This is a genomic window from Bradyrhizobium sp. 18BD (assembly GCF_054185225.1).
The window spans coordinates 45900-57599 of sequence record NZ_JAVAYL010000013.1; the positions used below are offsets into that span (position 1 = coordinate 45900).

The 11700-nt window shown below is 66.1% G+C and carries 11 protein-coding genes; 7 read left to right on the forward strand and 4 right to left on the reverse strand.

What is annotated here, in order from left to right:
• The first annotated feature begins 6 nt into the window (after positions 1 to 6).
• The 4 genes from RAD16_RS23185 to RAD16_RS23200 all read left to right on the forward strand — a co-directional run bounded on the left by RAD16_RS23185 (position 7) and on the right by RAD16_RS23200 (position 4263).
• Positions 7 to 921 carry a ribokinase gene (locus tag RAD16_RS23185; protein WP_458160167.1) on the forward strand — a complete coding sequence of 305 codons (915 nt, stop codon included), beginning with the start codon at positions 7 to 9 and terminating at the stop codon, positions 919 to 921.
• A 61-nt stretch (positions 922 to 982) separates the two neighbouring features.
• Positions 983 to 1915, forward strand: coding sequence for a dihydrodipicolinate synthase family protein (locus RAD16_RS23190; protein WP_458160168.1), 933 nt, complete (start codon positions 983 to 985; stop codon positions 1913 to 1915).
• Between the two features lie 319 nt (positions 1916 to 2234).
• Positions 2235 to 2597, forward strand: coding sequence for a copper resistance CopC family protein (locus RAD16_RS23195; RefSeq protein WP_458160169.1), 363 nt, complete (start codon positions 2235 to 2237; stop codon positions 2595 to 2597).
• Between the two features lie 10 nt (positions 2598 to 2607).
• Positions 2608 to 4263, forward strand: coding sequence for a copper resistance D family protein (locus RAD16_RS23200; RefSeq protein WP_458160170.1), 1656 nt, complete (start codon positions 2608 to 2610; stop codon positions 4261 to 4263).
• Positions 4264 to 4364: 101 nt separating this feature from the next.
• Here the strand turns inward: RAD16_RS23200 and RAD16_RS23205 are convergent, their stop codons facing one another.
• From RAD16_RS23205 to RAD16_RS23220, 4 genes are all read right to left on the reverse strand, one after another.
• Positions 4365 to 5522, reverse strand: coding sequence for a caspase family protein (locus tag RAD16_RS23205; RefSeq protein ID WP_458160171.1), 1158 nt, complete (start codon positions 5520 to 5522; stop codon positions 4365 to 4367).
• 97 nt (positions 5523 to 5619) lie between these two features.
• A complete protein-coding gene (locus tag RAD16_RS23210) occupies positions 5620 to 6855 on the reverse strand; it encodes a multidrug effflux MFS transporter (protein WP_458160172.1) in 1236 nt (411 codons plus the stop codon).
• An 87-nt stretch (positions 6856 to 6942) separates the two neighbouring features.
• Positions 6943 to 8295 (reverse strand): glycosyltransferase, encoded by a 1353-nt coding sequence (locus RAD16_RS23215; RefSeq protein WP_458160173.1) that lies wholly within the window; start codon positions 8293 to 8295, stop codon positions 6943 to 6945.
• A gap of 226 nt (positions 8296 to 8521) precedes the next feature.
• On the reverse strand, positions 8522 to 8701 hold the full coding sequence (locus RAD16_RS23220; RefSeq protein WP_458160174.1) for a hypothetical protein: 180 nt from the start codon (positions 8699 to 8701) through the stop codon (positions 8522 to 8524).
• Here RAD16_RS23220 and RAD16_RS23225 point away from each other — a divergent pair.
• The 3 genes from RAD16_RS23225 to RAD16_RS23235 all read left to right on the forward strand — a co-directional run bounded on the left by RAD16_RS23225 (position 8700) and on the right by RAD16_RS23235 (position 11520).
• Positions 8700 to 9650, forward strand: coding sequence for a c-type cytochrome (locus RAD16_RS23225; RefSeq protein ID WP_458160175.1), 951 nt, complete (start codon positions 8700 to 8702; stop codon positions 9648 to 9650). The genes RAD16_RS23220 and RAD16_RS23225 overlap by 2 nt on opposite strands.
• Positions 9651 to 10092: 442 nt before the next feature.
• Complete coding sequence (locus RAD16_RS23230; RefSeq protein WP_458160176.1) at positions 10093 to 10818, forward strand: response regulator; 726 nt, start codon at positions 10093 to 10095, stop codon at positions 10816 to 10818.
• A 108-nt stretch (positions 10819 to 10926) separates the two neighbouring features.
• Complete coding sequence (locus RAD16_RS23235; protein WP_458160177.1) at positions 10927 to 11520, forward strand: DUF1127 domain-containing protein; 594 nt, start codon at positions 10927 to 10929, stop codon at positions 11518 to 11520.
• The last annotated feature ends 180 nt before the right edge of the window (positions 11521 to 11700 follow it).

An 11700-nucleotide genomic window follows, 5' to 3' on the forward strand; every position in this document is an offset into this window, starting at 1 on the left:
GAGTCCATGTCTCTCATCACCGTCTTCGGTTCGATCAACGTCGACCTCGTCGCTGGTGTCGACATGATTGCCAGACCCGGCGAGACGGTGCTGGCGACCGGCTACGCGACGCTCTGCGGCGGCAAGGGCGCCAACCAGGCGGTCGCCGCCGCGCGCGTCTCGCTTCGGGGGCGCGTCGCCATGGTCGGCCGGGTCGGGCGCGACGGGTTCGGCCAGCTTTGTCTCGACAATCTTGCCGCCAACGGGGTCATCGTCGATAGCGTCACAACGGGCGCGGAGCCGACCGGATGCGCCTTCATCAGCGTCAGTGCCGACGGCGAGAACGCGATCACGGTGGCGAGCGGCGCCAATGGCTGTCTTGCAGCCGACGCGATGCCGGCTGCCGGGCTTTCCGCGACGACGACCCTCGTCCTTCAGATGGAGGTCCCGTTCGCGGCTTCGCTCCTCGTCGCCCAGCGCGTCCGCGCGACGGGCGGCCGCGTGATCTGGAATCTCGCGCCTGTGCCGGAGCGCCTCAGCGAAGCCGAGCTGCGCGCGCTGCTCGAAGCCACCAGCGTTCTCGTCGTGAACGAGCACGAGGCCTGCGCCGCCGCGCGGCGACTAGGCTGGACCGGCGACGATTTCGAGAACGCCACGGCGTTTCTCGCGGCCACGGGCGGGGTGACCTGCATCGTCACCGCGGGCGCGCTGGGTGCGCGCGCCTTCCATCCGGACGGGACGCGCCACACTGCAGCGGCCGAACGGATCCTCCCCATCGATACGACCGGGGCAGGTGATACATTCGTCGGCATTCTGGCGGCCGGGCTCGACGAAGGGCGCGGCTGGCCGGAGGTGCTCGCTCGCGCGTCCCGCGGAGCCTCGCTGGCCTGCCTCGCCCACGGCGCGCAGCGCGGCATGCCCACCGCCGAGGCGCTGGCGTGAACGACTGTCCCTTCGACAGGCTCCTGCCTGTCACCGATTTCAACGTCTTTGGAGCTGATCTGTGACTGCAACCCTCAAAGGCATCATTCCGGTGATGCTGACCCCGTTCACCGAAGCGAACGCGATCGACTATGCGGGCCTCGAAAAGCTGATCGAATGGTACATCGCCAATGGCGCCGATGCGCTGTTCGCCGTGGCCCAGTCGAGCGAGATGCAGTTCCTGAGCCTCGACGAGCGCATCGCGCTGGCGCGTTTCGTCGTCCAGAAGGCGGCAGGCCGGGTGCCCGTCATCGCGTCGGGCCATGTCAGTGAATCGCCCGCGGATCAGGTGACCGAGCTGACCTCGATCGCCAGGACCGGCGTGGACGGGCTGGTGCTGGTCACGAACCGGTTCGATCCGAACGGGCAGGGCGGCACGGTCTTCATGGACAATCTGCGTGGCCTGCTCGATGCGCTTCCCGCCGGCCTTCCGCTCGGCCTCTACGAATGCCCCGCGCCGTTCCGCAGGCTCATGTCCGACGACGAGCTGGCGTTCTGCGCCGACAGCGGGCGCTTTGCGATTCTCAAGGACGTGTCCTGCGATCTCGAGACGGTGAAGCGCCGCGTGACCCTGACCAAGAATTCCTCGCTCGCCATCGTCAACGCCAATGCGGCGATCGCCTTTGACGCCATGAAAAGCGGCTCCGCCGGCTTCACCGGCGTGTTCACCAATTTCCATCCCGATCTCTACAAATGGCTGCTGACGCACAGCGCGACGCATCCGGCGCTGGCGGATGAGCTCTCCGTCTATCTCGCGCTCGCCGCGATGGCCGAGCCGATGGGCTATCCCAAGTTGGCGAAGCTGTACCATCAGCGGCTCGGCACGTTCGCGTGCGCCCACAGCCGGGCCGTCGACTTCGACATCCGCGAGCGCTTCTGGGCGCTCGATGCGCTGCTCGACAAGATCATGCAGGGCCAGGCGAACTTCCGCGCCAGGATCGCGGCCGCGGGTTGATGGCGACGGTGCCTATCTCGATGATGTGAGGGCGCTGGCCGCGCGGCGGCTGCCGAAAGTTTTGGCAACGAGTGCTCCCCCCTGAATCCAGTAGGCTATCCTCTTCTCACTCCCGCCCCCGCCAGCCGATCTGCCCCCCGCGCGTGCCAGAGTGTGTCGCAGGAGCAACAGACGGCGCCTTTCCGCGAGTGGCGGCCGGATTCAGGCCTCCCGCACCCTTGTGAACGAGCAATCGGTTCCAACATTCGCTCGCACATCATTCACGCGCCGCGAGCGGCGGGTGGGGTGGAATGAGGGTTGCCGGTTGCGAGTGAGCATCATGGGCGCGTTCTTCAGAATCGCGATCTCTGCATTTGTCCTGTCGCTTCTTGTTGAGCCGCATGCGGCCTCGGCTCACGCCATCATCGTGTCGTCCGCGCCGACGGCGGGTGCGACCGTATCAGGCGATGCGGTGGCAATCCGCCTGCACTTCAACAGCCGGATCGACCATGTCCGCTCCAAGCTGACCCTGCTCGCGCCGAACGGCGAGTCGCAAGCGCTGACGCCGGCCGCCGATGCGCCGGTCGACGAGCTCAATGCCGATGCGACGCACCTGTCGAGCGGCGCGTGGCGCCTGCGCTGGCAGGTGTTGAGCGTCGACGGGCACATCACGCGCGGCGACATTCCGTTCAAAGTTCGCTGATGCTGCGCCCTTGTATCTGCTCCTCGACATCTTTGGTTATCTGTCGGTCGTCCTGCGCGGCCTGATCCTCATCGCGCAGTCCTTCACGCTTGGCGGTCTCGCGTTTTGGATGTTGCTGTGGAATCCGCTGCGGCCGCAGCTTTCGACCGGCGGTCCGACGATCGAGGAGAGGTGCCGGACGTTTCTCAAGGTCAGCGCCGCGGCATGGGCGTTCCTTACCATCGCCTCGCTGGCGCTCAACGCGGCCGCGCTGGTCGGAACGCTCCAGGTCTCGTGGGGCGACGCGGTCAGTGCCGATTTCGGCCGGGCCGACGTCATCATTGCGGCATGCGCACTGAGTATCGCTACCCTCGCAAAAGGTTCGGCGCGAGGCGTGCGGTCGGTCGTTCTTGTCGCGCTTGCCCTGTTGGCGCTCGCCATGCAGACCAAGTTGACACACGCGGCGAGCCGGCCGGACCTGCGATGGCCGCTATTGTTGTCCGATGCCGGCCACGTGCTGGGGGCGGGAATCTGGATCGGGGGGCTGCCCTATTTCCTGCTCGCGCTCAACGGCTGCAAGGACGCGGGCGACTGGCGCCTCATCGCACGGCGCTATTCGCTGATGTCGATGGCCGCGGTCGGCGCGATCCTCATCGGCGGACTGACGATGGCGGTGACCTATATCGGCTCGATCGATGCGATCTACGGGACCGCCTATGGCGTCATGACGCTGGCGAAGGTTGGATTGCTGTTGATGCTGCTGGCGCTCGGGGCGGGCAATTACGTCCTCGCCGAGCGGCTGCGCCGCGATCCCGCGACGCCGATCCTGCGCCTGAAGCGCTTTGCCGAGGTCGAGATCGGGATCGGCCTCACCGTTCTGCTCGCCGCTGCGTCGCTGACGTCGCTGCCGCCGGGCGTCGATCTCGCGCAGGATCGCCTGAACTGGCAGGAGATCGTCGAGCGCGTGACGCCGCAATGGCCGCCGCGTCTGACCAGCCCGGATTATGACAAGCTCACCGTCGCGCAACTCCAGGCCAGGATCACCCTGGCGGACGCCGGGCGCGCGAACGCACAGGCCGCCTACGTTCCCGGCGAGGGCACGATCCTGCCGCGCAATGCCGAAGACATCGCCTGGTCCGAGTACAACCACCATTGGGCCGGGATCTTCGTGGTGTTGATCGGGTTGCTCGCGCTGATCGAGCATTTTCACTGGGGGCGATGGGCGCGGCACTGGCCGCTGTTGTTCCTGGGGATGGCCGCCTTCCTGTTCTTTCGCGCCGACGAGCAGGCCTGGCCGCTCGGGCCGGCGGGCTTCTTCGAATCGTTGCGCGATCCGGAAGTGGCGCAGCATCGCATCTTCGTGCTGCTCATCGCCGTGTTCGGCATTTTCGAGTGGCGCGTGCGCCTGCGCGGCGGCCATGCCGGGCTGGCGGCGCTGGTGTTTCCCCTGACGACGGCGCTGGGCGCGGCGCTGTTGCTGACGCATTCCCACGCCATCGCCAACATCAAGGATCAGCTCCTCATCGAGATGAGCCACACGCCGCTGGCGCTGTGTGGGGTCTTGGCGGGATGGGCGCGCTGGCTCGAATTGCGCATGGACGGTCGCGTCCGTCAGGCGGCGGCCTGGGTCTGGCCGGTCGCCTTCATCCTGGTCGGGCTGATCCTGCTGGACTATCGCGAAGCCTGACGGCGCGTCGTCAAAGCGAGCTGCCGCCGCAGATAACGAGCTGCTGACGCGGCCGCGATTGGCGGCCCTCAATGACGTAGCATCGTCATGCAAATGCGCATCTACTCGGCACTGCGCTTCCAGGCGCCGGTGCCCAGCTTGCCGGTGATCACCGCCAGCGCATCGTGGATCTCATAGGCGCCGCCGTCGCTATAGCCTGACAGGCCCCTGATTGCGTGCAGGGTCCAACGGCCGTTCGCCGCAGTGATGGTGCCTTCGTGCGGGCGGGCCGAGTGCTGCGGCTCGGCGTGGAACCTGTAGGTGCCGTCGCCCATGATCTGCCAGATCCAACGCGACTGCCCGCGGCTGCTCGGCACCATGATCTCCCAGGTGCCGACCAGCGCGGGATCGATCATTGTCGACGTCGTCGTGTCCGGCGGAGCAGGAGAGACGACGGCCGGAAGCGGGCCGGGCGGCGCCGCCTGCTCGCTACCTGCCGGTGGCCGGCCCGCGAGGTAGATCGCCTTGCGCGACAGCGAACCGTAGACGAACGGTTGTTGTTCGTTGCGGGTCGCCTCCATCACGTCGTCGCGGACATTGCGGAACATGAAGGTCACCTCGACGCCGGGCGCCTCGATGTTGTGCAGGAGCGCTGCTGCAAACGGGCTGTTGCGCGCGTCGCCGTCCAGCGCGGTGGTGCCGTCGCGCGCGGCATAAGCGACGAGGACGTTGCCGACGGGCTCGATGCGGCCGAGCCCGCTCGTATTGGCCGCACGCGTGGCGATCGATCGATTCATCTTGGCGGCAAACGGATTGTTGCGGCAGGCGTCGAGGATGACGAGGCCAAGTCTCGTGGTGTTGGACACCTGCAACATCACGCTTTGCAGGTTGATGGCCTCATTCGCCGCGTCCGTATCCCGCTTCAGGTCCGCGTCAACGGGGATCAGCCAGTTCTCGCCATTGATCTCCATGCCATGGCCGGCGAAATACACGGCCGCCATGTCGGCGCCGGCGGCGTCGCGCCCCAATGCGATCAGGCTGCGGCGCATGGCTTCGAAGCCGGCGTTGGTGACCAGGGAGACGGTGAAGCCGAGTCGCTTCAGCGCCGCGGCGATGTCGCTCGCGTCGTTCGGCGGATTGAGCAGCGTGGGCACGTTCCTGTAGGCCCCGTTGCCGATGACGAGCGCGACCCGCCTGCCTTCCGCTGCGGCTGCCGTCGCGGCCACGCCCGCCAGTGCGGTTGCCGCCATCACCCCCGAAACGAATTCGCGCCGGTTCATCCGGATCTCGCTGGCTCGAACGAGCTTAGATCCTAGCGCAACCGATCCGGCGGGGCCACGGGGCCTTGGCCAGTTCGCCGGTCCAGCGCTGTCGTGCTCAGTTCGATGCCAATGCCGTGTGGACGACCTCGGTCTGAAGCCGACGTTCCGCGGGACGCGCCACGAAGAGATAGAGGACCAGCGCGAGCAACGATGATACCGCCATGACCGCGGTCATCGAGAGCGCGGTCTGTCCGTCGAAGCGAACCGCCACGAGCCCGCTCGAGATGGCGCCCGTGATCAGTTGGATGCTCCCGGCCGCCGCGCTGACCGCGCCGGCGATGTCGGGCAGATGCTGCATCGTCGCGCTCATGACGTTCGGCACGCTCAGCCCGAAGCCGAGGGCAACTGCCATCAGCAGCACCACGACGGCCGCGATGGGCATCCAGCCGGCCAATGTCATCGCGAGCAGGGCGACGCTTGCTGCCGAGGACAAGGACAGCCCGATCGCGAGCATGTGGCCTGAAGAGATCCCGCGGCGGCCGAGTTGGCCGTCGAGGAAGGCGCCGCCCATCACGGAGGCCGAGCAGGCGCTGAAGATCAGGCCGTATTGCTCGGGCGAGAGCCCGACGGCGCCGACGAAGAACAGCGAGGCGCCGGTGACGTAGGCGAACACCGTCGCGCCGCCGGCGGCGCCGACCAGGATGAAAGGCAGCGACACCGGATGCGTCAGCACCCGGCGATAGCTGTCGATCACGCTGGACGGCCCCAGGCGAGCGGATGGCGCGGTCGCCGCGGTTTCGGCGAAGCGAAACATCACCACCACCAGCAGCATGAAACCGATCGCGGCCTGGGTCGCATAGATCGATTGCCATCCGGCCGCCGCCAGCAGCGCGGCGCCTGCCGTCGGCGCGATCACGGTCGCGACGTTGACCGCGACCATGACGTTCGCGATCTTGCCGCGCGCGGCGTCGCCGTCGAAGAGGTCGCGAATGATGGCGAAGGTCGTGGCGGTCGCGGCCGCGCCAATCCCCTGGACGAAGCGGCAGACCAGCAGAACCGGCAACGAGGTCGCGAGCGCGCAGCCGATGCTGGCGGCGATGAACAGTGTGAGGCCAAAGGCCAGCACCGGTTTGCGGCCAAGACGGTCCGAGACCGGTCCGTAGACCAGCGGCGCGGTGGCAAGGCTCAGCATGAAGGCGCTCATGGTCAGCCCGACATCCGATGCGCTGACGCCGAGCGCGGCGCCGGTGGCCGCCAGTGCCGGCAGGTTGATGTCGATGCCGGAATACGGCACGGCGGCGAGAGCGCCGAGCAGCAGGGTGAACGCAAGAGTGTCTGGTTCGATACGCATGGACGGGTATCCGCTCACGTTTGATGGGCTTTCACGTGGCGATGGAGCGCGGTCGCGCCGCGCTCCATCGCTCTGCTCAGGCGTGGATCAGGCGCGCCGGCCGGCACGCCGTCCCTGGCTCGCCGCGACGGCGCGCAGGCGCGACACCTCGGTCTCGTCGGTCACGAGCTCACCGATGACGCGGAGCACTTCCGCCCGCGTATTGATCCCCGCGAACTCGTCCGCGATCTGCGTTGCGCGCAGTTGGTAGCGCGGCTGGTCGAGCACCGCCCGCACTGCGTTGCGCAACGCTTCCGGCGTCGGCTCGTTGGTCTCGAGGTTGATGCCGACACCGGACCATGCGACCCGCGCATTGACGTCGGCCTTGTCTTCGGTCAGTCCGGCCGTGACCAGCGGGATGCCGAAGCTCATCGCCTGGTTGACGCTGCCATAGCCGCCATTGGTGACGAGCACGTCGACATTCGGCAGCAGCCATTCGAACGGCAGATAGCGGGCGATGCGTGCGTTCGACGGCACCTTGCCGGGGATGGCGTTGACCGGGCGGCCGCCCGCGGTCGCAATCACCAGGATGTCGGGCTCGTCCGCAAGCGCCGCCAGCGTCGGGGCAACCAGCAGGTTGAAATTGTGATTGGCCACCGTTCCCTGCGTCACCAGGACGACCTTGCGCGAACCGTCGAGATCCTCGGCCCAGGACGGCGGCGGGACCTGGTTGGGGATGATCGGCGGCGTGCCGACGAAGTGCACGGTGGGCGGAATCTCGCGCGGAAATTCGAAGCTCGGTACCGACAATTGCAGATAGGCATCCGCGAGCGCGACGACGGAATGGAATAGCGGCATCGCGATCGGCCCGACGCCGAGGGTCTTCAGCGCCCGGTTGAGGCGCAGCGACACCGGCTGATCGACCGCCGCGTCGAAGTCCCGCGCCATCGCGGCATATTGATCGCGCTGCTCGACGGACTGTGCCGGCGGCAGGCCGAGGAAATTCGGCGCGCCGTCCTCGCGTGCCCAATGCAGGAACGAGGTCCCGCACAGCGCGATGGGAGGCCGCTGCGAGCGCGGTCCGAGCAGCATCGGCAGCACGCCGAACAGCATGTCGTCGCCGACGATGATGTCAGCGGGAAACTGCCGCAGCACCTGCAGCAGCCCCTGGTGCTGGGCCGGCACGGCGTCGACGAACAGCCGCTCGCAGGCGACGCGGAACCACTCCAGCCCCGGCGGGATGGATTTGAGCTCGGGGATCAGCGAGAAGATGTCGTTCGGATCGAAGTCCGCGCCTTCAGGGAGGGGAAAGAATTTGACGCCGCTGGCTTCGACGCGGGCCCGGAAGGCGGTGCCCGTCATGAAAGCAACCTCATGGCCTTCGCCGACGAGAATCTGCGTGATCGCCAGCATCGGATTGAGATGACCGGTCGCAGGTGTCGAGCCGATTAGAATCTTCATGGGAGATGACCTCTTGATGATCGATGCACGGTCGCCACAGGGCGGCCGCTCGCGTGAGCAAGAGGGAATTGAGGGGATCGCCGTTACACCAAGGCTTCCGATGACCACCAAATGGTTACGTCGGCAACGCAACGTGGCGCGGCCAAGGCCGGCATCAAGGCCAGGATCAAGGCCGGCATCAAGACCCAGCATAGGCGCGTGCTGCGACAACGTCGCCGCGCAAGAATTACAGTTGTAACGCGAGCGGTCCGCCGTGAAACGCGGCGGTAATCCCGCACCCGTAATCCGGCAAGGCGCCGTTTGGCGTGCCGCGGACATTCAACGGCGATTTGGCCGAAGGCAATTTTTGACGACCGAGATATCGCGCGGTTTTGACCGTGCAGAATTCTTTGAGGAGAACACCCATGCAGGAAATTGTCGCGCTGGCGGCGATGGTTGCTCTCATCGCGTTTCTGGTCTGGCTCGGCGTTCGCGCCTTGCGGGCAGATCATCTTCTGGTGAAGTGGGGCGGAGTGGTGCTGGCGGTCGCGCTGGCCATCGCAATGTCCGGCGTCAGCGCGTTGACCGCAGCGGGCATCGTCAAGGAGCACTCCCGTTCCGCGCCGGTCCCCGATCTCAAGATCGAGGGGACTCCGGAGCTGATCGCCCGCGGCAGGGCGGTCGCCGACGGCTTCTGCGCCGGATGTCATTCGAACAGCGGCGTGCTGTCGGGCGGCGGCGACGTCGGCGCGGATCTCCCGCTTCCCATCGGCTCGTTCGTGCCCGCGAATCTCACGCCCGCCGGCCTCTTGAAGCTATGGTCCGACGGCGAGATCTTCCGCGCCATCCGCAATGGCGTCGACGCACAGGGGCGATGGCTGGCGATCATGTCCTTCACCAATGCCGGCCGGCTCAGTGACGACGACACCAAGGCGGTGATCGCCTATATCCGCAGCCTGCCCGCGACGGGTGCGCCGACCCGTGATCCTCCGGATCGCTTCACCGTGCTGGGTCTGGCGATGCTGGGCGCCGGAATGCTGCCGGATGCGAAGCCGGTGTTCACGGGCGTGATCACCGCGCCGCCGAAGGCGCCCACGGCGCGTTATGGCAGATATCTTTTGTCCTATCAGGACTGCCGTGAATGTCACGGCAAGGATCTCACCGGCGGCGTGCCCGGCCAATTGCCGCCGCTCGGGCCGGACCTCGGTATCGTCAAGGACTGGAGCCAGGCGCAGTTCATCGCCACCATGCGCACGGGTGTCGATCCGAACGGACATCGGCTCGACGACCAGATGCCGTGGCGGCCGATCGGACGGATGGACGACGACGAGCTGGCCGCGATCTACCAGTACCTCGCAGGTCTTCCGCGAACCTGACATCTCCCGCCAGAACGATCTCGCGCTGCTGGTCTCACCCGCCGCGCGATTGGCACGCGCGTCTCGTATGGAAGCAAGAGCGGCGGCATCGGTTGAAGCTCGCGCAGTGAAAGTCGGCGTCGCGCAGACCGGGAAAAACTTGCAGCGTTGCTGACTCAGTCGCGCATGCCGTCGTCAACGGCGAACAATCTCTTCGTCACCGGCGAACAATGAAGCACGCCGGCATACTGGAATCGCTCAAGAGTAGCATTAGCTAGGATCACAATGCTTCACGTCTGCGATATCCGAGGGAATTAGCCGCAGAAATACCGGGATACGGCGTCATCACAGCGTTATGGATGGTGTCGCACGTGGCGACGTTTCTGCCGTCCGGCATAATGTTTTGAATGATTGCGGATCGTGAAGCGACTCAATTGGTGGGGGCGGATTTTGAGAGAGAAGTATGCTTGCAGATGTTGGCCACATCGTCGTTGTCGACGACGACCCTACCTTGCGACAGATGGTGATCAGGTATCTTGAGGAGCACAACGTTCCGACCAAGGCGGCCTCCAACAGGACTGAGTTGAACCACTATCTCGAAGCCAGTCAGCCCAGCCTGATCATTCTCGACCTTCGGCTTGGTCAGGAAGACGGCCTGGATCTGCTGCGGGAGATCCGTTCGCATTCCGACGTGCCGGTCATCATCACGACGGGCCACCGCCCTGATGAGATCGATCGCATCGTCGGGCTCGAACTCGGTGCCGACGACTACATCATCAAGCCGTTCTCCTTGCGTGAACTGCTGGCGCGCGTGCGTGCGGTATTGCGGCGACAGGAGATGGGCCGTGCCGCGCGCGCCCGCGATCCCGAGCGCGGCGGCTATCGCTTCAGCGGATGGAAGCTGGAGCGCCGCGGCCGCAAGCTGACCGATCCCAACGAGGCGCCGGTGCCGCTCAGCAAGGGCGAGTATGCGTTGCTGCTGGCCTTCCTCGAAGCACCGCAGCGGCCGCTGACCCGCGAACATCTGCTGCAGGCGACCCGCATCCACGAGGACATTTTCGATCGCAGTATCGACGTCCAGGTGCTGCGGCTGCGGCGCAAGCTCGAGACCGACCCGAGTGCGCCGCGCGTGATTCAGACCGAGCGCGGCGTCGGCTATGTCTTCGCGGTTCCCGTAGATCCGTTCTAAACACGGCGACCCGGATTGCAACTGTAACCGCTTTGCCGGTGACGGTGATCTCCGTGTAACCGCCGGCTTTGATATTGCCTCCCACCAACAGCGTGTGGGAGATTTACGATGAAGACGCAGTCTCGCAGTGCAGCCCGTGTTGTCCGGCTGAGTGCCACCGAGCTCGATGGACCGGGCTGGCTCGCACGGTCCGATGGCCGCGGCCTTGTCCGTCCCGGTTCGATGCGGAACGTTGCAGACACAGCCTCGCGCCCGGCGCCGCCCGATGCGGAGCCGGCGCAGGACGCCGGCACGTTCTGGTGGGCGCTGCTGTTTTCCCTGATGGAAGGCTTTGCCCTCTATGGCGCGGCGTTGCATCCGACCGCGGTGATGCCGGTCCACGCCATCCTGGCGGCCCGCAAAGATCTGGAGCTGGAGCCCGATGCGGCCGAGCCAGTGCAAAGCAGTGCGGCCGTACGCCACGGCAATGTGGTCAAGCTCGATCGCGTCGGGCCGTCCGGTGCGCGACCGGAGCGGCGTTGGCATTGGCTGCGCGCCGTGGGTGAGAGCGTGGCGGCATTGGTTGTATGGCTGCGCCGCGAGCGCGAGATCAGGAGGGCAGTTGCCGCTCTTCAGGAACTCGACGACAGGACGTTGCGCGACCTTGGAATCCGCGGCCGCGCGGAGATCGAGTGGACGGTGAGATACTGCCATGATTGCTGACGCGTTCTATCTGGCCTTCGCCGGGCTCGACCTCTGTCACCTCGTGTACCGTTCGGTTATGTCGAGCGGCTTCAACACCGGCATGTCCGGCCTCAATCTTCGGATTTGGCGGTGGCCGCGTTCACGAAATCGACGGGCTGCAATCAAAAGCCCTTGAAGAGACGCCTTCGCTTTCACTTC